The sequence below is a fragment of the Streptococcus sanguinis genome, assembly GCF_008329445.1.
In the GTDB taxonomy this organism is placed as follows: Bacteria; Bacillota; Bacilli; order Lactobacillales; family Streptococcaceae; genus Streptococcus; species Streptococcus sanguinis_O.
This window is the reverse complement of sequence record NZ_VIBR01000001.1, coordinates 654,861-677,351: the sequence shown is the minus strand read 5'-3', so window position 1 is coordinate 677,351 and position 22,491 is coordinate 654,861. Positions and strand designations below refer to the sequence as shown.

Below are 22,491 nucleotides of genomic sequence, written 5' to 3'. Positions count from 1 at the left end.
CTCATTTCTGTGATTACTGATTATTGGATAAATGGGGGGTCGTAGTAACCCCCATTTATCTTGGTCAATAGAAAAGAAGGGAGCTATTTGGCTACTGCTAAACGCAAGCCATAGCCCCCTCTTTTACCGTTTTTTACCAACTAACCAAAGGTTATTGCGACCCCGATTAGGTGCAGAGAAGTAGTAGTCAGGATGCTGACTAGATACTTCCTCTTTTAGTTGGGAAGTCATATCACTCAAGACTTTTTGCCCCTGCTGGTCTCTTGGGACTTTAATGAATACTCTGACTTCATCTTTTTGGATGTCTACAACACTCTTACGAGCACAACGATTGAAGCTGCCGTTGATTGGGTTGTGGGTTGTAATGGTTTGGTTATCTATTTTTGTGACTTTCTCTGATTTTTCACGTTGTGTCAGGAAATTACGGAGCTTGAAAGTGTGGTAGATGGATTTGAAATAGTTGAAAAGATTATCAAATCGAACACGATTCATGATTTCAAGCGTAACGGATGCAAACAATGCACCTAGTAAGTAGCTCATAACCGTATAAGAGTATTGGCTTCCCATTGTTAGATAGCTACTGACTTGCGAAAGGTCAAGGGCGATAGGAAGCGTTAGGGCAATAGTGCTCGCTAGAAAGTCTAATGACCATCCAAGAAATCCTGTTATAAGTGAAAAGAGAATCAAGTAGATGTTGAGGTTGTAAGTCCTCATGAAGAATGATTTTTTTATCATTAGAGAATACCTTCCGTTGTGTAGTATGTAGGACAAAGTAGTGGGAGTACCTGATAGGGATGCTCATTGTCAATGACCTGTATCAAGCCAGTGCCGTGTCCAGTCGGAATAACAATACCTTCAGGATTTAGGTCAGGGAACAAAAATTGAACAGATTTGCTATTTATATTTCCAATCTGAATTAGAACATTAAGCTGTTCCCGTACTGATACTGGAATCGTGGTGTGGTCAAATCGCTGGCTTACTAAGAGCAAGTGAATTTTTGTAGCCCGTCCAAGTAGAGCAATTTGTGACAAAAGAGAGAAAAAAGATTCCTTGATTGCCTTATTGACTCCCTCTGAAAGAGCCAGTACCTCGTCTATGACAATTGTGAGATGTGCGAATTCATGACGGGGATTGTCATATAGAATTGCTTGACGTTGTTGAATCAGATTTAGGCATTGACTTAAACGCTCATTGACCTCTGAAACGAAATCAGACTTAGAACGGTTCTCCACGGGATGAATGACTGCTATTTTGTGTTCGCGAGCCCAACGACTTGGGGAATCAAACTTAGGGTCTACGATGATGAGGTCGCTCTGATTTTTGAGAACGGAGAGCAGGTAGGTAAGGGCATAACTTTTCCCTGAGCCCGAGTTTCCACAGATAGCCATGTGGTTCACCTTATCAAGATTGAGAGTAAAATTTTCCATAATTGGAATCTGATTCTTTGGTAGGTTGGATGTGTACTTGTCAAGGTCAGGGATGACCAAACGTTTTGAGATACCCACCTTCCAAGGGAAGAAGAGTCCACGCTGAACATGAATGTCATCTGTCTTGAGAGGGATAAAGTAAGTGGCATTCTGTTTCAGAAGTGTATAGTGAGGGTACAAGGAAGCGTTAGCAATCAAGAAGATTTTGTTATAGAGTTCATCATCTAGGATGTAGGCACAAGGAAGCCTAGGGATGAAGATGAAGCCACCCTCTTGAATGACAATATTGAAGCTATTGGTGTAGCTTGTTTCCCCCTGCATCAGAGCCCCAAGAGCCATGTTGAGGCTCTGGAGCAAGTAAGATTGCAGGACAGTATCTGCTTTAGTTGCCATTATTTGACCTCCTTGATACCGTCAGCTTTGAAGTAGACATTGTAGCGAACCTCAACGGCTTGGAGATTTTCAAATTCAATCAAGCTTAGAAATTCAGGAAGTTTGACCTTGTCTTCAAATTTTACTTGGAAAGGTTCAAGCCCTTCTTGAACAAAGGTTGCCTTGTAGGCGATAATCTCACCGGTTGGCTTTCCATCTTCAAAGAGTTGTTGGGGTTCAAGCTCAGTGCTTAAACTGTGAATCGGTTTAGTAGGAATGACATATTCCGTTGCAGTTGTGGCTGAGTAGCCATCTTTCTTGTGTTTGGTTTTAATTGCCATGGGTTTTATCCTCCTTTATGGCTTAATTGTTTTGTTAGGGGGACGTGCTCAGTTTGAGTCGTGAGCTGGACTGTCTTAGCTAAGTACATATCTATGATAGACGTTTTAGACTTTTCTTGATTTCAAGATTTTTGAAAGTGTAGCACTCAAAGTTGTGCTACGAGTGAGACGAATTCGATTAACCATTCAACTAGGCTATCAGCAATTTGGTAAGATGTTTCTTCCTTTGGAAAATCAGGGAAGAAATCATATAAGTCAGTTGCCAAGGTTGAGAGATTTTGTTGAATACCTTTCTTTTTGGATTTGAAAAGATGCTTTGTGGAATCGTGTCCTTCAGAAAGAATAAGTTCTGTCAATTGAGTAATGAGAAACTTGCAAAAGTCAATACTAGGGAAGAAAACACTCTTTACATTAGGAAGATTTAGTGTTTCTTGCAAGGCATCTACAGTGTCTAAGGTAATATTTCGTTTACCTCTTAGGATTTGACTAACGGCAGGAGCAGAGATTTCTATAGGTTCATCAAAATTATAATAAAAGATACTGTTCTGAGCTTTACCTTGCTCAATCAATTCTTGTTTGATAGCTTGACCAAGTAATTCACAATAGAGAGTTTTAACTTTAGCTTTTAGCATAAGTTGTCCTTTCCTGTCCTCAGACGGAAAGAAACAAATGAGCTATTACAGTTACCGAGTAGATGCAAGAATGGCACAAAAAAGAAACGGTGAAACAGTAATATGCAAAACTAAACCTTTACCGCATAGTAATCATATTGTTTCGATCCGTCCTTTGCTGGCCAGCTTTTGGACTTTTTATTTTTTGAGATATAAATATCCCTGATATTATTATAAAGTCAAAAAACGTGGTATAATTTAGGCATAAATAATTTATTTTAATGAAAGAAATACCAGGTTTTGTATGAAGTTCAAGAATACTAAGAAATACTTGCTCGATATTGCTTCCCTTCGGTTAGATTGTAAAGTGGGAGAGATAAATAGAGAACGTAAAGAAGTATCTTCTCGGGAATACTATTGGGAACATGGTAAAAAGAAAAAACAGAATCCAAAATATAGCAAGTTGTCAAATGAAGAAATATATTCAAAAAATGCCCCTTTAATTGGACAAATTCGAGGAGGAAAAATAAATAAAAAAAATCCTCATTTATTTACCAATTCAGCAGTTAGGGCAATTTACAATAATTGTAAAATTAGTCCAACCGATACCGGCTTTGGATTAAATGAAGAAGAACAAATCAATTTTAGAAAACGAAATATGATGTTCAAATCATATGACGAAATTTTTTTCGGAAGTGAGTCGGAACAGCGTACAATGGAGACGTTTTTTCCAACAGCATTGATGCTAGATATTTTGTATGAAAAATATGATGAAAACTTATGGAGAATTGTTTTAGGTTATGTCCCATTAAATATTGTGTTTGAGAAAATAAAGCAAAATGTCAAAGATACTAAAAAGGTGTATAGCCTTCTTGTTAAGGATAACTGGGAATTACTTATGACAGGTATTTTTAGAGCCAGTGAAAGATTTGGTACACATGAGAATTCTTTTGAAGATATCTTTACATTGGATATAGAATACTTTGTAAGTTTTTATAATTCATCCTTCCCGAGTAGGCAGGAGGGGGAGAATAGATTGGCAAAGATTGAAAGAGTTTTATCTTTGTTTTATGAGGAGGTGTTGAAAGACAAGTTTGAGCAATTTATAAATGAGAGAGAAGGATTTGAATATCATAGTATTGAATCTATGGTTGCTATTCAAAAAGAAGCTCAGGGATATAAGAAGAGAATTATTGAATTTGAATCTTCGAAATTATTAGGAATTTATAGCTCTTCTTGGGATGATAATTTTTTAGACGAGCTTGAGGCTCTCAATGCAAAAGAAGAACTAACAGATGAATATTCGGATTTGCTCCATGTTACTAGGATATCCAAATTGATTGACAGAGTTTTTGAGGAAATGACTGTTTTACAGAGTAAACATGAAGACAGTAATCACTGGGGTGGTAACTATCTTGGGTATATCAAAAAATATCAAAAAGGGAATGAAATATTAGCTTATTTTTCCTCTGGTGACTCCGCTGAATTAAAGCCATTGATACTAGACAGTGAAAAACAAGCAGACCGATGGAACGAACATCTTAGAAGGAGATTATACATCAAAAAGCATCCTAATAGCTATTTAGCAAAAGAAGAACGAGAGCAAATGGAATGGTTTAGAGATAGGAGAAATAAAAAACTTTGAGTTTTATGTCTCAAAGTTTTTTGGATATGTCTAAAAAATTATTGAAGACTGAATTTTTATCCTTAAATGGTATAATAGAGTGAATATGAAAAATTGGTAAAGGAGTACCCTTTAGTGCATTGCTCACACAATATACTAAATAACTATTAAATCCCTTTTGCTGATGAAATATGTGAGGTATGTGATGTTAGATAAGGGGAACAGTGATCAGTCTAACAAGACTGTGATGACACTAAAGGAACAGAAGAATCAAGCAAATGAGTTTGTTGCACGTTGGAAAGATAGAGGGAATGAACGACAAGATTCACAGCCTTTTTGGCTTGACCTTTTCAGTCAGTTTATGGCATTGAAAAGCCAACTGAGTATATCACTTTTGAAAATAAGGTTATGCTTGACCATACCAGTTTCATTGATGGCTATATTGAAAAGACTAAAGTCTTGATTGAGCAAATATGAAGAACTTATTAAAGAAAAATAATTTCCCTAAAACTGGACATACTGGTTACTGGTTAGGGGTAAGGAGTGTAGTGAGGTGGACAATGTACATAATCAACTGGATTAAAGATAGACTGAATCAGAAAAAAGAAAAACTAGAATCCGTTTCATATACAAATGTAAAGGAACTTGCATTAACTAAAATGTCAGATTCTCCAATATTGTTTGTTGACAATGGAAAAGAAAACATAGGTTACGATTATCAAACGTATGAGAGTATTACTTATTTATTAAAAAATGGCGGTAGTCTCAACTATCTTATAGCTGATAGAGACATAAAAATTTCTTCTCATAAATTTGTACCCATTGAATATAAAGGAAAAAATCTTTACGAATTAGATCTTGGTAAAATAGATGTATTCCTTAAGGATTTGAATTTAGGATATTTTTATGAACAAGACCACTATGGAGGAGCAACTTATACACTTTCATCATACATTTTAATGGCATTATGCTGTGACAATTACAAACATTACGATATTAAACTCAGTATATATCGAGAACGTGATGCAAGAGAAGCGTATGATGCAGGAATTGACATCTATTACTCAGTAATGAAGCAAAAAAAAATGTTAGCCAAATTCTTCCTCGAAACAGCATAATACTAAAAGCTGAGGAGCGTGAAAGTGATATAGTTTATTATAAACAGCTTATTGAAAAATCAGAAAAAAAGTTACTTTCTCTGCCTAGTAATAGAGCTTGGGAATCTATGCCTACACAACCAATATACATTTTTCACTATAAAAAAGATGCCCCAGCATTTGGTAGTTCTATAAGAAAAATTGAAATGAAGGAAATTGATAACTTTTTCATTTCTAAGTCTGGAGAATACATTAAACATAGTGTAGTGGAAAGAATTGGACTAGAAGGTGATTGTTTGATTCACATCACATTTTCTAGAGAGTTAAGCAATAAACAAAAAGAAAAATTAGACAACTATTTTTATAACGATTTTTCATTTGAAAAAATTCCTTTAGATGACTATAAGCAAATTGCGACACAAAAAGTAAAAAAATTAAACGAGCAAATCGAACAAGGATTAGATATTTTTGAAATTATCTCGGGGAATAAATACTAATGTTAAAGCTATATAAAAAAACGAGGCAGGTGTAAATACCTGCCTTTTGTATACCTCTATCAAAATGAAATAAAAAAGAAGTTCATAAATCGAACTTCTTTTGGAGACACTTTGGAGACAATTCAAATGAATTCACCCCATTTTTAAGACCAATTAAAACAATTCAAATGCTGTTAAATTAAGGTTTCTTAGCCAAAGTTACTCTTATATTTTACTCCCACTCTACAGTTGCAGGTGGTTTGCTGGTGATATCATAGACAATGCGGTTGACATGGTCTACTTCGTTGACGATACGTACAGAGATTTTTTGCAGAACATCCCAAGGAATCTTGGCAAAATCAGCTGTCATACCATCGATAGAAGTGATAGCGCGAATCGCAATTGTGTAGTCGTATGTCCGGCCGTCACCCATGACACCAACAGATCGGACACCTGTATTAACGGTGAAATACTGCCAGACATCACGGTCAAGACCGGCCTTAGCGATTTCTTCACGGAGAATAGCATCGGATTCGCGGACAGTTTCTAATTTTTCCTCAGTGATTTCTCCCATAACGCGAATCGCAAGTCCTGGTCCTGGGAATGGCTGGCGCCAGACAATTTCATCAGGCATACCAAGCTCTGTACCCAAAGCACGAACTTCGTCCTTATAAAGTGTGTTCAACGGCTCAATCAGCTCAAACTGCATGTCTTCCGGCAGACCACCAACGTTATGGTGAGACTTGATAGTCTGAGCGGTGTCAGTTCCGGATTCGATAACGTCTGTATAGAGCGTTCCCTGAGCCAAGAATTTTACATCTTTCAGTTTGCTGGCTTCGTCGTCAAAGACATAGACAAACTCGTTTCCGATGATTTTACGTTTTTGCTCTGGATCTGAAACACCGGCTAGTTTATCAAGGAAACGTTTAGCTGCGTCAGCCTTGACGATATTCAAACCAAATTTGCCGCCAAGCATATCCATGACCTGATCAGCTTCGCCTTTACGCAAAAGACCATGATCCACAAAGATACAGATTAGTTGATCACCGATTGCTTTCTGCAAGAGAACACCGACGACAGAAGAGTCTACACCACCAGAAAGCCCCAACAACACCTTCTTGTCACCAACGGTTTGGCGGATTTTTTGAATTTCCATGTCAATGAAGTTATCCATAGACCAGTCGCCTTTAGCTCCACAAATATTAAGAGCAAAGTTGCGCAGGATATCATAACCAAACTCTGAATGACGAACCTCAGGGTGGAACTGAATGCCGTAGATTTTCTTAGCTGGATTTTCAATAGCTGCAAAAGGACAGTCAGCAGAAGTACCAGTACGAACAAAGCCAGCAGGAATCTCAGTTACTGCATCTCCGTGGCTCATAAGAACTAACTGGCTTTCAGGCGTACCGTTGAAAAGGCTGGAATTAGCGGTATGTGACAGAGTTGACTGACCGTATTCACGATTTCCAGCATGACCAGCAGGAACAACCTTGCCGCCTAGCTTGTGAGTTAACAGCTGCATACCATAGCAGATCCCCAAAATCGGGATTCCCAGCTCGAAAATTTCTGGATCAATATCAAAAGAGCCGTCTTCATATACAGAATTTGGACCGCCGGAAAGTATAATCCCGACAGGCTGGATAGTACGGACTTCGTCAGCTGTAATCTTGTGGCTCTTGAGCTCAGAAAAAACACCGATTTCACGAATGCGGCGTGAAATCAGCTGGTTGTACTGGCTGCCGTAATCAAGCACGATGATCTTTTCGACATCTTGCAATTCAGTTCTAGTAGTCATCTGTTCCCTTTCTTAAAAGAAGTAATCTTTTCCCCTCATTTTATCACAAAAAAGGAATTTTTCCAAGGTAATAAGGAGTAAGTGTGATGAAAAAACGAATATGAGACTTTAGTTTGCTATTATCGTTTGTTTAGACCGACTTGCCATGGACGCCAGTGCTATCTCTGACTAAAATTAAATAAACAAGCTCTTAAAATGTTGATCTTTTTTGACAAAACAACTGAATTCGTGAGAAAAGCCTCCGCTCTTCAATATTTAGTTTGACATTTGAAGTATTTGGTACTAAAATAAAGGAAGGTACCAAATAAGAAAGAAGAGTCAACATGTTGCCCGCATATATCAAAATTCATGATCAGATTAAGAAAGATATTGACGATGCCGTTTGGGAGATTGGGGAACGCCTGCCCAGCGAGCGAGATCTAGCTGAAACCTTTAAGGTCAGCCGTATGACGCTGCGTCAAGCCATCACGCTCTTGGTTGAGGAGGGAGTGCTGGAGCGTCGGGTCGGTAGTGGAACCTTTGTAGCCAGCACACGCGTTCAGGAGAAAATGCGCGGCACCACTAGCTTCACGGAAATCATGAAAGCACAAGGCAAAATGCCGTCCAGTCAGCTCATTTCTTATCGACGCACTCTGCCGAGTGAGCAGGAAGTGGAAAAGCTAGGCATCCATAAGACAGAAAATGTCATTCGGATGGAGCGGGTTCGCTACGCTGACGATTTGCCGGTGGTCTACGAGGTGGCTTCAATTCCAGAGAAGTTCATTAAGAATTTTAAAAAAGAAGAGGTGACCAGTCATTTCTTCCAGACCTTGCAGGAACATGGCTATAAGATCGGCAAGTCCCAGCAGACTATTTATGCTCGGCTGGCTAAGGAAAAAATCGCCAATTACCTCGATATTCCCCGCGGCCATGCCATCTTAGGACTGACTCAGATTTCTTACTTTGACGATGGTACAGCTTTTGAATATGTAAAAAGCCAGTATGTCGGCGATCGTTTTGAATTTTATTTGGAAAACAATTAATTCTTTGCAAAACTCTTGGTTATCACTAAGAGTTTTTAACTTGTCTTTTACTCGGCAGAAAAAGCTGATTGACCTTTTGCAATCTCATATTTCGAGTGTATATTCCCCTTGTCAGACTAGAGTTTATCACGCTTTTCTGGTATAATGTTTCTTATGGAAATTGAAAAAACAAACCGAATGAATGCTCTCTTTGAGTTTTATGCGGCGCTTTTGACTGATAAGCAGATGAACTATATTGAGCTCTATTATGCGGATGACTACAGTCTGGCTGAGATTGCTGAGGAGTTTGGTGTTAGCCGTCAGGCTGTTTATGATAATATCAAGCGGACGGAGAAGATTCTGGAAGACTATGAGAAAAAGCTGCACATGTACTCGGACTACATTGTCAGAAGTCAGATATTTGACCAGATTACGGAGAAATACCCTGGCGACAGCTATCTGCAGGAGCAGATCGGGATTCTGTCAGGTATTGACAATCGAGAGTGACCATGGCTAAACAGGTAATCTACAAGGGAATGTCTTGCTGGTTGTTGGAGTCGGAAGAATCTTTTCCTGCTAGGGTACAAATCATCTCCCCTGACGATCTTTCTAAGGCAATGCATGAAGGCTTCAGCTGCTGGGGCTACCCAAATGAGATTATGAAAGAAGTCTCTGCTGAGGAATTTGCTTGTTTAACTCGTTTTGGAAAATTTCCACTGAATTGATTGAAATAGAAACTAGGAGAAATAAAAAATGGCATTTGAAAGTTTAACGGAACGTTTGCAGAACGTCTTTAAAAATCTGCGCAGAAAAGGAAAAATCTCAGAGAGTGATGTCCAAGAAGCGACCAAAGAGATTCGTCTGGCCCTTTTAGAAGCCGACGTTGCCCTGCCAGTTGTCAAAGACTTTATCAAGAAAGTCCGTGAGCGCGCTGTCGGTCATGAAGTTATCGACACCCTCAATCCAGCGCAACAGATTATCAAGATTGTTGACGAAGAACTAATAACTATCCTAGGCTCTGATACTGCTGAGATTATCAAGTCACCAAAGATTCCGACTATTATTATGATGGTTGGTCTGCAAGGGGCTGGTAAGACTACCTTTGCTGGTAAGCTTGCTAATAAGCTCAAGAAAGAAGAAAATGCTCGTCCGCTCATGATTGCGGCGGATATTTACCGTCCGGCGGCTATTGATCAGCTGAAAACACTTGGACAGCAAATTGATGTACCTGTCTTTGCTTTGGGTACAGAAGTTCCAGCTGTTGAGATTGTCCGTCAAGGTTTGGAGCAGGCAAAAGCTAACCACAATGACTATGTCCTGATTGATACGGCTGGGCGCCTTCAGATTGATGAAAAGCTCATGCAGGAGCTGTCAGATGTCAAAGCGCTGGCTAATCCGAATGAAATCCTCTTGGTTGTTGATGCCATGATTGGTCAGGAAGCGGCTAATGTCGCTCGCGAATTTAACAGCCAACTGGAAGTGACCGGGGTTATCCTGACTAAGATTGATGGCGATACCCGTGGTGGTGCAGCCTTATCTGTCCGTCAGATTACTGGTAAGCCTATTAAATTTACTGGTACCGGTGAAAAAATCACTGATATCGAAACCTTCCACCCAGACCGCATGTCCAGCCGGATTTTGGGCATGGGAGACATGCTGACTCTGATTGAAAAAGCCTCTCAAGAATACGATGAGAAAAAATCGCTTGAAATGGCTGAAAAGATGCGGGAAAACACCTTTGATTTCAATGATTTTATTGATCAGCTGGATCAGGTACAAGGCATGGGACCTATGGAAGATTTGCTCAAGCTGATTCCAGGCATGGCCAATAATCCTGCCCTCAAGAATATCAAAGTGGATGAGAAAGAAATTGCCCGCAAACGTGCTATCGTATCCTCTATGACACCGGCTGAGCGGGAAAATCCTGACTTGCTGAGTCCTAGCCGTCGCCGTCGGATTGCTAATGGTTCAGGTAACAGTTTCGTTGATGTCAATAAATTTATCAAAGACTTCAATCAAGCTAAGCAGATGATGCAGGGCGTTCTGTCAGGTGATATGAGCAAGATGATGAAGCAAATGGGTCTCAATCCAAACAACATGCCTAAGAACATGCCTGGTGGCGGAGGAATGCCCGACATGTCAGCTCTGGAAGGCATGATGGGCCAAGGCGGTATGCCAGATATGTCAGGCTTAGGAGGAGCCGGCATGCCGGATATGAGCCAAATGTTTGGTGGCGGTCTTAAGGGTAAGGCTGGAGAGTTTCTGATGCGACGCAGCATGAACAAAATGGCCAAGCAAATGAAGAAAAACAAGAAGAAGCGGAAGTAATAACAAAAAAATAAGTCGCATAACTAAGTTTTATGTGGCTTGTTTTTGGAAACATCAGATTCAGATACGGAGACTAGAATGAAGCCTTTTTTGACTCAATTGATTCATCGACTTGCTAAAACCTTTCAAAAATTATTGAATAAGCTGCCTTCCCACCCTATTTCTCATCTACCTGTCAGCAAGGTCGAAATATGTCCCATTATCATGATTCCAGGTAGTTCGGCGACAGAGAATCGATTTAATCGAATGGTTAAAAAGCTCAACCGCAATCAGCATCCACGTCATAGTCTGGTTCGTATTAAAGTCTGGAATGACGGACACATGACTTACCGAGGGCATTTGAAGCGGAAGGATAGAAATCCTATTTTTGTGGTTGGCTTTCAAAATAATCGCGATGGTTATGAAAACATCAAGCAGCAGGCGGCCATGTTTGATGCTGTCTTGACTGCCTTGCGAGAGAAGTATTCTTTTAACAGCTTTAAGGCGCTGGGGCATTCTAACGGTGGTCTAATTTATACAGTATTCCTGCAGCAATACCTTGCAAACCATTCTGGGCTAGAGATGGAAAAGCTCCTGACTATCGGCAGTCCTTATAATCTGAACAAGAAAAATCTCAATCATCGAGTTGCGATGTTAGATGAATTTGTAGCCAACCAGGAAAAACTTCCTAAAACGCTGCAGCATTTGTCGATTTTGGGAATCTTTTTCCGAGATGGTGATGGAATTGTCCATAAAAGCAGTGTAGAGGCTGGGAGCTTGATTTACAAAGGAAAGATTGCTTCACACAGAGAGGTCGTCATCGTAGGCAAGGATGCCCACCATTCCTCTCTGCCTCAAAATGAACAGGTACTTGATTTAATTAAGGAGTTTTTGTTTGACTGATATGCTTATCTATTTTTACATAGTTTTATTTAGTTGAAATATAATAAAACGAAAGCAGGACTCAAACAAGTCAAATATAGAATAAATAGTTTTATTGACAAGGATTGAAAGCGCTGAATCTAAAAGGGTATTTAATGATATAATAGAGGTAATAAGGAAATTCAAAGCGAACAGAGGTGACAGAGGTGTTAGATGAAAAAATAATTGGTAAAGAGATTTATTATACAATTCAAAACGACATTGAAATAATTAACAAAGCACTGAAATCAGTAAGTGGTTCAAAAACTTTATATGATGAACTTTCTGTTAAGTATGAAATTATCTTTCCAGAATTAAGTAAAATATTAACTAAAGTAGGCAATAAAATATCATTTGGCGGAGAATTTGATTTTAGACCAGAACTAAATAGAATAAAAAGTGCACTGCTTGCAAAACTAATGGTAAGCGAACTAGAAACAGAAATCAATTCAGGTGTCTCCAATGATGCTAAAGAAATAGTAAATATCCACCTTCAAACTGAAGATGTAACTATTAACGAGTTAATTGAGGAATCCAAATTATACATAAGAAAGAGCTCTATCGAAGAAAAGCAAATTGGTTTAGAAAAGATTTGGGATGCGTTTGAAAGATTTAAGACATATTTTGGAGAAGATAAGAAAAAATCTGTTATTCAGGTTTTAAAAAAAGTTAGCAACGGAAATCAAACTATATTTGAAGAGCTTGAAAAAGAGTGTAAAATTTTAACAGATATTGGTAATAAGTTCCAAATCAGACACTTCGAAATAAATAAACCCCCAATTGACTCAGTTGAATTAAAAGAGTATCTTTACTTTAGAATGCTATCCTTTTTAAGTTACTGTATATCAGTATTATTAATCTAAAACCTTCTTCTATCTTCTATCATCTTTCCGAAAAACTATAATTTTCTTGAAAAATATATCTAGATATGCTATACTACTGTTATAGAAAAAACGGAGAATTTTAATGAGACGTGAACTGTTATTAGAAAGAATTGATAAACTCAAGGCTACCATGCCCTGGTACATTTTGGAATATTACCAGTCTAAGCTGGCAGTACCTTATAGTTTTACAACCTTATACGAATATCTCAAAGAATATGATCGCTTTTTTAACTGGGTGCTGGAATCTGGCATCACAGACGCTTCACATATTGCTGAGATTCCTCTCTCGGTCTTGGAAAACATGACCAAGAAAGACATGGAAGCCTTCATTCTGTATCTGCGAGAGCGGCCGCTTCTCAATGCCAACACGACACAAAACGGTGTTTCTCAGACAACTATCAACCGAACTCTGTCAGCTTTGTCCAGCCTCTACAAATATTTGACTGAGGAAGTTGAAAACGAGCAAGGCGAGCCCTACTTCTATCGAAATGTGATGAAAAAGGTTGCTACTAAGAAGAAAAAGGAAACTCTGGCTGCTCGTGCAGAGAATATTAAGCAGAAGCTCTTTTTAGGGGATGAGACAGAAGAATTTCTTCAGTATATTGATACGGAGTACCCTAAGAAGCTCTCTAACCGCGCTCTGTCTTCTTTTAACAAGAATAAAGAACGAGACTTAGCCATCATTGCCTTGTTGCTAGCCTCTGGTGTTCGTCTATCTGAAGCTGTCAATCTGGACCTAAAAGACATCAATCTCAAAATGATGGTCATTGAAGTGACAAGAAAAGGCGGGAAAAGAGACTCTGTCAATGTCGCTGCTTTTGCAAAGCCTTATTTAGAAGAGTATCTGAATATTCGGAGCAAGCGATATAAGGCCGAAAAGACTGATACAGCCTTCTTTTTGACTGAATACCGTGGCACTCCTAATAGAATTGATGCTTCTAGTGTTGAAAAAATGGTGGCCAAGTATTCTGAGGACTTCAAAGTGCGAGTGACTCCTCACAAACTCCGCCATACGCTTGCTACACGCTTATATGATGCAACCAAATCTCAAGTTCTCGTAAGTCATCAGCTAGGGCATGCTAGCACTCAGGTAACGGACCTCTACACCCATATTGTCAATGATGAGCAAAAGAATGCTTTGGATAAATTATAATATTACATAATTTAAAATATGTAACAACAGAGACAGCAATAACAACAAAAGAGCGAAAATCTAGTTTAGATGCTTCGCTCTTTCTTTTATAAAAATTCAATCCAATAGTTCCGATGAGGTTCAATAATAAGCGGTCTGCCCCAGAAGTGCTTGAGATGCTCCAGATTTGCTGCTGTGACAGGTCGATTCTTGGAGTTGTACTTTTCAGCGCTTTCTCTAGTTAGGAAACATTTGACTGCTTCGTAGGAGCCTTCTGCTGTCTCTCTATTCAGCCCTTCGAAGCTAACTTCATCGCCTGGCTGAGGATTATCCGTGAAGAGTTTTCCGATAAAATAGACCGTTTTACTCTTCATCAGATCGTAAGCCTTGATATTCTCTATTCGATTATTAGCTGCTGCAAACATGATACAAAAGCTGTCTACAAGATCCTTCAAGGGCATCAGGTCTTCCTTGGGAACGAAAACATCTACCATGTAGAGCCCGCCAATGACTAGGTTTTGGAAAGAAGGTTGCTGAATAACATTATCCAACGCCATGCCAAGCGGTAATTTCACAGCTTGATAGCCTGATTTTTCAAATTCTTCTTTCTTTTTCTCATAATCTTCTGGAGATATGCTAACATAAAAATTGTCTGGATTAGGAGATGGTTTTTTCTTCAGAAAAGCTACAACTGTGCGGTCCAACTGCTCAAACAGACCAAGGCTTTCTACTGGGACTTTCTGCATCAAGGCACCCCTTTCTCTAATTCCCTATCATTTTATCATATCTGGTAGATAAAGCCTAGAGAAAACTAGCTGGTTAAGGAAACGTAAGAATGTTGTTGATTTGAAATATACTGTTTACATGAAAAACCAAACTCTTCGAGAGCTTGGTTTTCTTTATGTCATATTTTAACCGACGATAGCTTCGGCAATCTCTTCTCTGCTTATCCCAGCAAAGTAACGGCTAATATCAATCCTTTCAAGAGCTTTAAGTACATCTTCACGCTCGTATTTAACACCGCGCAGCACATCCTCTACTGCTGCTACGTCTTCAATACCAAAGAAGTCTCCATAGATTTTAATATCCTGAATCTTAGATTCAACAACATTGGCAAAGATTTCTACCTTACCGCTGGTAAACTTGGTGCCACGGCGGACATTGTATTCAGGTGATTTACCGTAGTTCCAGTCCCAAGTTCCAAACTTGCTATCTCTGATTTGCTTGATTTCTTCTAGTTCTTTCTCAGAGAAGACATATTCTGTCATTTCTGGATACTCTTTCTTCATATAGTCCAGAAGCAGGTCACGGAATTCTTCGACAGTAATCTTTTCTGGCAATTCGTTGACAATATTTGTCACGCGTGCACGGACAGATTTAACTCCTTTTGATTCGAACTTGTCTTTAGAAACCTTAAGCGCATTGGCCAAGACAGACAAATCAACATCAAAGAGTAAGCAACCATGGTGCATGATACGGCCGTTAATATAGGCCTGAGCATTGCCACAGAACTTCTTACCGTCAATTTCCAGGTCATTACGTCCAGTAAATTCAGCCTTTACCCCAAGCTCTGCCAAGGTATTAATAACCGGCGTAGAAAAACTCTTGAAGTCAAAGGCACGATCTTCGTTTTCCTTGGAGATAATGGTGTAGTTGAGGTTGTTCAGATCATGATAGACAGCTCCTCCGCCGCTGATACGACGCACAACTTCAATGCCATGCTCACGAACGTAGTCACGGTTGATTTCTTCGATGGTATTTTGGTGACGTCCCACGATGATAGAAGGTTTGTTAATCCAGAGCAGGAAAATCTCATCCTCATCTAAGAGGTGTTTGAAAGCATATTCTTCCAGAGCAATATTAAAAGCTGTATCATTTGAGTAGTTAACAATGTATTTCATAAGCTACCTCTTTATACGATAGAGACTGGAACAATGATTTATGTCCAGTCTAATCTATCTTTTAAATTATTTTTTCTTAGGTGAGTGAACTGCCAACCCCAGTACGTCTGCAAAAGCTTCGTACATAACTTCTGAGAAGGTTGGGTGACCGTGAATGGTCTTAAGCATTTCTTCTACAGTGATTTCCATTTCGATGATGGTTGATGCTTCATTGATCAATTCTGCTGCTGCAGGACCAATGATATGGACACCGAGCACTTCACCATACTTCTTGTCGGCAATGACTTTAACGAAACCTTGAGCCGCGTCTGAAGCGATAGCACGGCCGTTAGCAGCGAAGTTGAACTTACCAATCGCTACATCGTATTTCTCACGAGCTTGCTCTTCTGTCAAACCAACTGCTGCTACTTCAGGAAGAGTGTAGATAGCAGCAGGCGTCAGATTGAGCTTAGCAACATGGTGGTTACCTTTCAGAGCATTTTCAGCAGCAACTTCACCCATACGGAAGGCTGCATGAGCCAGCATCTTAGTACCATTGATATCACCTGGTGCGTAAATACCTGGAACAGAAGTTTCCATATACTCATTGACCTTAATGCGGCCACGATCCAGTTCGAATTCAACCTCACCGATACCTTCTAGGTCTGGCACGCGTCCGATAGAAAGAAGGGCCTTATCTGCGAGGACATCTTCTTTTCCTTCAACCTTGATACGTAATTTGCCATTTTCTTCGATAATTTCTTCCAGCTTAGTTTCAGTCAGGATTGTCATGCCCTTACGCTCCAGAATGAGGCGAAGGTTTTTAGAAACTTCCGCATCCATAGCTGGTACGATGCGGTCCATCATTTCGATAACAGTGACTTTTGAGCCAAATGTCATGAAGGCTTGTCCAAGCTCAATACCGACAACACCACCGCCGATAATTACCAGGTTTTCAGGCACTTCGTTCATTTCCAGAATATCATCGCTGGTCATAACGAGAGATGATTCCATGCCCGGAACATTGATCTTGCTGACTTTGGAACCACCAGCCAAAATAATCTTCTTTGTTTCTAACAGCTCGCTGCCGTTTACAAGAACATTCTTGTCTTTAGTAATGGTGCCAATTCCCTTATGAACATCTACGCCATAGCTGCGAAGAAGGCCAGCAACACCGCCAACGAGTGTATTGACAACCTTGTTTTTGGTTTCCAAAACCTTGTCCATGTCCACTGAGAAGCTTGGATTTTCGATGATGATACCGCGGTTAGCAGCGTGGCCAAGGCTTTCAATGATTTCAGCATTGTGCAGGTAAGTCTTAGTAGGGATACAGCCACGGTTCAGGCAGGTTCCGCCGAGCTCAGACTTCTCAACCAAGGCAATCTTGCCACCCAGCTGGGCTGCTTTGATAGCCGCTACATAACCAGCAGGTCCGCCACCGATAACAACGATATCGTAAGCATCATCACTCTTATCTTCATCTGTGCTGGCTGCCGCTGTTGCAGGAGCTGGTGCTTCCGCAGGTGCAGATCCGCCAGCAGTTGGGATATTTTCCCCTTCTTCTCCCAAGTAACCGATGACTTCCGTTACTGGAACAGTTTCTCCGTCACCTTTGAGAATGGCAATCAGGTAGCCATCTTCTTCAGCTTCCAATTCCATGCTAACCTTGTCAGTCATGATTTGCAGAAGGATTTCCCCTTCTTTGACAAATTCGCCGACTTTCTTATTCCATTGGACAATTTGCCCTTCGGTCATATCCACGCCGGCTTTTGGCATAATTACTTCTAAAGCCATTTTTCTTTCCTTTTCTAATTTAATTTTTCATTTGCTGAGTGTTTCGTTTCTTTACTTTTTAAACTAGCAAAGAAAATCTTAAACCAACATTGAAATTGGATCTTCAATCAAAGCCTTCAAATCCTTCATAAACTTAGCTCCAGCCATTCCGTCAACTACACGGTGGTCAATGGTCAAGCCTAGACTCATAATTGGACGAATAACAATTTCACCATTAACAACGACAGGTTTTTCTACTGTTGAGCTTACACCCAAGATAGCAGAATTTGGCTGGTTGATGATAGGACCGAAGGACTGAACACCAAACATACCCAAGTTACTGATTGTGAAGGTTGAGTTTTGCAGCTCGCTCGGAGCTAACTTACCTTCCAAGGTACGTCCGATTACATCTTTAAAGGCTACCACAAGCTCTGATAGGCTCATTTTTTCTGCATTGTAGACAACTGGTGTCATCAGGCCATTATCCATACCGACTGCCATTGAAAGGTTGACATAGTTGTGTGTGATAATGGTCTTGCCATCCTCTGTCAAGGTCGAGTTGAGGTACGGATGCTTCATCAGTGTCTTCACAACAGCCAGCGAAAGCAGGTCTGTGACAGTTACTTTCTTGCCAGTGGCTTCCATGATTGGATCTAATACTTTTTTACGCAAGGCCAGCATTTCTGTCATATCAACATCATAGTTAAGGGTGAATGTTGGCGCCGTCAGGTAAGATTCTACCATCCGCTGAGCGATAACCTTCCGCATTGGCGTCATTGGAATACGCTCAATTTCACCGTAAGGAGTGACATTATCAGGCACTTCTTCCACTTTTTCAATTTGAGCAGGAGATTTGATTGTATCGCTCTCAACATTCTCAGGCAAGAAGGCAAGAACATCTTTCTTCATAATCTTGCCACGATGGCCAGTTCCTTGAATCTCTTGCCAAGCAATATTGTGTTCTTGGGCAATTCGTTTTGCCAGTGGTGAAATGCGCACCACATTTGTATCTTTATAAGTTTCCACGTCTTCTTTGTGGACACGACCGTTTGCGCCTGAGCCAGAAACATCATAGAGGTTGATTCCCAAATCATCCGCTAACTTTCTAGCTGCAGGAGTCGCTCTTAGCTTATCATCAGCCATGACCTCTCCAATTCTAATTATGATACTAAGGGCATTAAAAGCGACTGAAAAATAGGAAATCGACGCAGGCTTCGATGAAGCCAAGGAGATTTATCTTTTTTTCGAGCTTTTAGCCCATGTTAAACTCTACAAGTAACTTGGATACAAACCTATCTCAAGTTGCTAGGGTTGCCGCTATCGGCGATCAACCTTGTAGACTTATTAAGTCGCTATAACGATTGTCTGCAATTAGTAAAATTTTAGCTACTTTGACCCTCTACACAAGATTAGATTACATAAAATAATTTATGTAATCTAATTCATGAGAAAGCCTTTTCTTTATTATACCTTATTCTTTGTGATATGTCTTCCGAATAGCGTCTTTGATGCTTTCAACGGTCGGAATCATCGCATTTTCCAAGTTTTGTGCATAAGGCATTGGCACATCTTCACCTGCACAACGGCGGATTGGCGCATCTAGATAGTCAAATGCTTCAGACTCAGAAATAATCGCCGAAATTTCACCAATGAAACCGCTAGTTTTGTGAGCATCATTAACCAAAACGACCTTTCCAGTCTTCTTAACAGAATTGATGATAATATCCTTATCAAGTGGCACCAATGTACGTGGGTCAACCACTTCTACAGAGATACCCTCTTCTGCTAATTCTTCAGCCGCCTGCATGACACGGCGAAGCATTTTTCCGTAGGTAACAACTGTTACATCGGTACCTTCTTTTTTGATTTCGCCAACACCGAGTGGGATCACATACTCAGGATCTAGTGGCACTTCGCCTTTTTGGTTAAATTCAGACTTGTATTCCAGGATAATGACTGGGTTGTTGTCTCGGATAGAAGCCTTGAGAAGCCCCTTCATATCAGCCGGAGTTCCTGGAGCAACTACCTTAAGCCCTGGAATGTGGGTAAACCAAGATTCCAAAGACTGCGAGTGCTGAGCCGCTGAGCCAACTCCATTACCTGCTGCACAGCGGACAGTCATTGGCACCTGCCCTTTTCCGCCAAACATATAGCGCGTTTTAGCGGCTTGGTTTACAATAGCATCCATGGCGATTACAGAGAAGTCCATAAAGGTCATGTCTACGATTGGACGCAGCCCTGTCATAGCTGCTCCAGCTGCTGCTCCAGAAATAGCTGCTTCTGAAATCGGACAGTCACGTACACGCTCTGGCCCGAACTCTTCCAGCATACCAACAGATGTTCCGAAATCTCCACCAAAGACTCCGACATCTTCTCCCATCAAGAGTACATTTTCATCGCGACGCATTTCCTCAGACATAGCGAGGATGATGGTATCACGAAAAGACATAGTTTTAGTTTCCATTTTCTTTTTCTCCTCTCTTTAGTCTGCGTAAATATCTTCAAAGGCAGATTCAAGCGGTGGGAATGGGCTTTCTTCTGCAAACTTCACAGATGCTTCTACTGCTTCTTTGACTCCAGCTTGGATAGCTTCCAGCTCTTCCTCGCTTGCAATCTTGTTTTCCAGCAAGTATTTACGAAGATTTTCGATTGGATCTTTTTTCTTCCATTCTTCTACTTCTTCACGAGTACGGTATTTACCTGGGTCGGAAGACGAGTGTCCCAACCAACGATAAGTGACGCTCTCAATCAAGACAGGTCCTTTACCACTGCGAACATGCTCAACAGCTTTTTGGAAGCCTTCATAAACATCCAAAACATTATTTCCATCTTCGATGAACATACCAGGAATGCCATAAGCTGCGCTGCGCTCGTGGATGTGCTCTACATTGGTCATTTTCTTGATGTCAGCAGAAATGCCATAGCCGTTATTGATACAATAGAAAATAACGGGCAGATTCCAGATAGAAGCCATGTTGACTGCTTCGTGGAAGACGCCTTCGTTGGTAGCACCGTCACCAAAGAAGCAGACAACAATCTTACCTGTCTTCTGCATTTGCTGGGTCAGAGCTGCTCCAACGGCAATTCCCATGCCGCCGCCAACGATACCGTTAGCGCCAAGATTTCCGGCATCTAGGTCCGCAATGTGCATAGAACCGCCTTTTCCTTTACAGGTTCCAGTGTATTTACCAAGGATTTCAGCCATCATTTCGTTGAGGTTGATTCCTTTGGCGATAGCTTGACCGTGTCCCCGGTGGTTTGAAGTCAGCAAATCATCCTCATTCAAGGCCAGCATAGCACCGACATTGGCAGCTTCCTCACCTACTGAGAAGTGAGTCATTCCAGGAACCTTTCCTTTTTTTACAAGTTGAGCAATTTTTAAGTCCATGCGACGGATTTCTTCCATCTTACGAAACATCTCTAACAAAAGATCTTTATCTAAAGTTGCCATTTTTTTGCCTTTCTAAGCATAATTCTTCTATTTAATTCTATCTAAAGCTGTAAGCACTGTCAAAACTTTTGCTCACTTGCATTTCACAAAGAAAAACCAGTCAATCCATTGGATAAACTGGTTTTCGAAATCAAAACAGAAATTTCACAAACTTTTTGTGCTAGAGTAGTTTTTACTATTTTGAAACTGTTATACGAAAATAATCGTAGAGCATGCTTCTGATTAATCTGCCTGTTTAGCAAAATCTGCAATCATCTGCTCCATTTGCTCACGGCTTGGTGTTGTCAGCATATAGAGGTAATCACCTTGCAGCTCCGCAAATGCAGCCGGCATGTCTTTTTTAACCTTGAAGTTATCTCTGTATTTCTCCAGCAAGTCATCCTCAGGGTAAGCATAGTTTGTCGATGCACGGCGCGAGGTTGCAAGACAGTACAACGGCTCCATGTGGGCAGCTGGGAAAGGCTCTCCTGCTACAATCGCTGCATAGCCTCTGTAAAGATCGATTGAGTGGGCGAAATTATAGACATCGATGGTAAAGCCGCCAGCTGGACGGTTATTGTACTCAATAGCTACATAATCATCACCTTCGCGGAAGAACTCAATATGGAAAAAGCGTTCTTTCATGCCGAAGATTTTGACAATCGCTTCTCCATAAGCACGCAGTTTTGGATCCATATCCTTGAGAACGTAGTAGGAATTGTCCATCTTATAGATCATCAAATCCAGCGGTGTATGAGCATAGTCAAAGGTGGTTGCAAAGACGATCTGACCATCCTTATCTACCAAACCATCAAAGGTACATATCTCGCCAGATTGGACAAACTTTTCAAAGAAATAAGCTGTCTGATGATCCCATTCTTGCTTGAATCGTTCGACATCTTCTGCTGTTTCTAATTTAAAGGTTGCAGCTGCTCCTACTCCATTATCAGGCTTAGCAATCAAAGGCAGACCAAGTTTCTTGACAGCCAAATCAGCACCAGCTTCTGTGTTAACAATCTGACCTGGAACGACTGGAACACCTGCTTTTTTAAAGAGCTTCTTCATCTCTGATTTGAACTTGGTCTTTTTCAAGTCTTTTGGTTTTGCTCCAAAGACATTGAATTGCTCACGCAACTCAGCGTCCAGTTCCAGCCAGTATTCATTATGAGACTCAATCCGATCAATAGGTCCATGCTTGTAGAAGAGAAAAGCCACCGCTCTTTTTACTTCGTCAAGATTTTCAAGATTTTCTACTCTGAAATATTCGGTCAATGAATCCTTCAAAGGCTGGTCTAGCTGGTCATAAGGCTCCTGACCGATTCCCAGAACAGTAATTCCTTTGTTAGCCAGTTCCACGGTAAACTGCTGAAAATTTTGCGGATAGTAGGGAGAAATAACGATATAATTCATAGGAAACCTC

The 22,491-nt window shown here is 40.4% G+C and carries 22 protein-coding genes and 1 pseudogene; 11 read left to right on the top strand and 12 right to left on the bottom strand.

The genetic code is table 11. The annotated features are described in order from the left end of the window. Positions 1-123: 123 nt before the first annotated feature. From FKX92_RS03525 to FKX92_RS03510, 4 genes are all read right to left on the bottom strand, one after another. Positions 124-735, bottom strand: a complete 612-nt coding sequence (locus tag FKX92_RS03525) for a hypothetical protein (protein WP_000592630.1) — start codon at positions 733-735, stop codon at positions 124-126. Then, positions 735-1,820, bottom strand: a complete 1,086-nt coding sequence (locus tag FKX92_RS03520; RefSeq protein ID WP_002900371.1) for an AAA family ATPase — start codon at positions 1,818-1,820, stop codon at positions 735-737. Before FKX92_RS03520 ends, FKX92_RS03525 begins: the two co-directional genes overlap by 1 nt. Beyond that, positions 1,820-2,140, bottom strand: a complete 321-nt coding sequence (locus tag FKX92_RS03515; protein ID WP_000985761.1) for a hypothetical protein — start codon at positions 2,138-2,140, stop codon at positions 1,820-1,822. The genes FKX92_RS03520 and FKX92_RS03515 overlap by 1 nt, the downstream gene beginning before the upstream one ends. 146 nt (positions 2,141-2,286) lie before the next feature. Continuing rightward, a complete protein-coding gene (locus tag FKX92_RS03510; RefSeq protein ID WP_000909945.1) occupies positions 2,287-2,772 on the bottom strand; it encodes a helix-turn-helix domain-containing protein in 486 nt (161 codons plus the stop codon). A 283-nt stretch (positions 2,773-3,055) separates the two neighbouring features. Here FKX92_RS03510 and FKX92_RS03505 point away from each other — a divergent pair, with 283 nt between their 5' ends. The 4 genes and pseudogenes from FKX92_RS03505 to FKX92_RS12120 all read left to right on the top strand — a co-directional run bounded on the left by FKX92_RS03505 (position 3,056) and on the right by FKX92_RS12120 (position 5,969). Next, positions 3,056-4,396: a hypothetical protein gene (locus FKX92_RS03505; protein ID WP_149565549.1), complete on the top strand. Its 1,341-nt coding sequence runs from the start codon at positions 3,056-3,058 to the stop codon at positions 4,394-4,396. A 226-nt stretch (positions 4,397-4,622) separates the two neighbouring features. Then, positions 4,623-4,846 (top strand): annotated as a pseudogene (locus FKX92_RS12270) (type IIL restriction-modification enzyme MmeI); the annotation flags it as partial. 2 nt (positions 4,847-4,848) lie between these two features. Continuing rightward, positions 4,849-5,493, top strand: coding sequence for a hypothetical protein (locus FKX92_RS12125; protein ID WP_262405214.1), 645 nt, complete (start codon positions 4,849-4,851; stop codon positions 5,491-5,493). 107 nt (positions 5,494-5,600) lie between these two features. Further along, positions 5,601-5,969 carry a hypothetical protein gene (locus FKX92_RS12120; RefSeq protein WP_262405213.1) on the top strand — a complete coding sequence of 123 codons (369 nt, stop codon included), beginning with the start codon at positions 5,601-5,603 and terminating at the stop codon, positions 5,967-5,969. A 211-nt stretch (positions 5,970-6,180) separates the two neighbouring features. Here the strand turns inward: FKX92_RS12120 and guaA are convergent, their stop codons facing one another. Continuing rightward, positions 6,181-7,743, bottom strand: a complete 1,563-nt coding sequence (gene guaA / locus FKX92_RS03490; protein WP_149565548.1) for a glutamine-hydrolyzing GMP synthase — start codon at positions 7,741-7,743, stop codon at positions 6,181-6,183. Positions 7,744-8,066: 323 nt separating this feature from the next. Between guaA and FKX92_RS03480 the strand changes: the two genes are divergently transcribed. From FKX92_RS03480 to xerS, 7 genes are all read left to right on the top strand, one after another. Continuing rightward, positions 8,067-8,765, top strand: a complete 699-nt coding sequence (locus tag FKX92_RS03480) for a GntR family transcriptional regulator (protein WP_060976373.1) — start codon at positions 8,067-8,069, stop codon at positions 8,763-8,765. A 153-nt stretch (positions 8,766-8,918) separates the two neighbouring features. Next, positions 8,919-9,251 carry a putative DNA-binding protein gene (locus FKX92_RS03475; protein ID WP_032906723.1) on the top strand — a complete coding sequence of 111 codons (333 nt, stop codon included), beginning with the start codon at positions 8,919-8,921 and terminating at the stop codon, positions 9,249-9,251. A 2-nt stretch (positions 9,252-9,253) separates the two neighbouring features. Beyond that, entirely contained in the window at positions 9,254-9,469 is a 216-nt protein-coding gene (locus tag FKX92_RS03470) for a 2-oxoglutarate:acceptor oxidoreductase (RefSeq protein ID WP_149565547.1), read from the top strand. 28 nt (positions 9,470-9,497) lie between these two features. Continuing rightward, the gene (ffh, locus tag FKX92_RS03465; protein ID WP_149565546.1) at positions 9,498-11,072 is read left to right on the top strand and encodes a signal recognition particle protein; all 1,575 of its coding nucleotides are present in this window, start codon (positions 9,498-9,500) and stop codon (positions 11,070-11,072) included. Positions 11,073-11,150: 78 nt separating this feature from the next. Next, positions 11,151-11,954 (top strand): alpha/beta hydrolase, encoded by an 804-nt coding sequence (locus tag FKX92_RS03460; RefSeq protein WP_149565545.1) that lies wholly within the window; start codon positions 11,151-11,153, stop codon positions 11,952-11,954. Between the two features lie 185 nt (positions 11,955-12,139). After that, on the top strand, positions 12,140-12,835 hold the full coding sequence (locus FKX92_RS03455; RefSeq protein WP_149565544.1) for a hypothetical protein: 696 nt from the start codon (positions 12,140-12,142) through the stop codon (positions 12,833-12,835). A gap of 103 nt (positions 12,836-12,938) precedes the next feature. After that, complete coding sequence (gene xerS, locus FKX92_RS03450; protein ID WP_002921212.1) at positions 12,939-14,009, top strand: tyrosine recombinase XerS; 1,071 nt, start codon at positions 12,939-12,941, stop codon at positions 14,007-14,009. Positions 14,010-14,095: 86 nt separating this feature from the next. On the opposite strand, the gene FKX92_RS03445 is transcribed toward xerS, so the two are convergent. From FKX92_RS03445 to FKX92_RS03415, 7 genes are all read right to left on the bottom strand, one after another. Continuing rightward, the gene (locus FKX92_RS03445; protein ID WP_002921210.1) at positions 14,096-14,734 is read right to left on the bottom strand and encodes a hypothetical protein; all 639 of its coding nucleotides are present in this window, start codon (positions 14,732-14,734) and stop codon (positions 14,096-14,098) included. A gap of 165 nt (positions 14,735-14,899) precedes the next feature. Then, on the bottom strand, positions 14,900-15,889 hold the full coding sequence (locus FKX92_RS03440; RefSeq protein ID WP_009660420.1) for a lipoate--protein ligase: 990 nt from the start codon (positions 15,887-15,889) through the stop codon (positions 14,900-14,902). 66 nt (positions 15,890-15,955) lie between these two features. Continuing rightward, positions 15,956-17,662 carry a dihydrolipoyl dehydrogenase gene (gene lpdA / locus FKX92_RS03435; protein ID WP_149565543.1) on the bottom strand — a complete coding sequence of 569 codons (1,707 nt, stop codon included), beginning with the start codon at positions 17,660-17,662 and terminating at the stop codon, positions 15,956-15,958. Positions 17,663-17,740: 78 nt separating this feature from the next. After that, positions 17,741-18,784 carry a dihydrolipoamide acetyltransferase gene (locus FKX92_RS03430; RefSeq protein WP_002913560.1) on the bottom strand — a complete coding sequence of 348 codons (1,044 nt, stop codon included), beginning with the start codon at positions 18,782-18,784 and terminating at the stop codon, positions 17,741-17,743. 328 nt (positions 18,785-19,112) lie between these two features. Continuing rightward, positions 19,113-20,105 carry an alpha-ketoacid dehydrogenase subunit beta gene (locus tag FKX92_RS03425; RefSeq protein WP_002900354.1) on the bottom strand — a complete coding sequence of 331 codons (993 nt, stop codon included), beginning with the start codon at positions 20,103-20,105 and terminating at the stop codon, positions 19,113-19,115. Between the two features lie 18 nt (positions 20,106-20,123). After that, positions 20,124-21,092, bottom strand: coding sequence for a thiamine pyrophosphate-dependent dehydrogenase E1 component subunit alpha (locus FKX92_RS03420; protein WP_002906568.1), 969 nt, complete (start codon positions 21,090-21,092; stop codon positions 20,124-20,126). A gap of 222 nt (positions 21,093-21,314) precedes the next feature. Next, positions 21,315-22,481: an ATP-grasp domain-containing protein gene (locus FKX92_RS03415; protein ID WP_002915196.1), complete on the bottom strand. Its 1,167-nt coding sequence runs from the start codon at positions 22,479-22,481 to the stop codon at positions 21,315-21,317. Positions 22,482-22,491 lie beyond the last annotated feature (10 nt).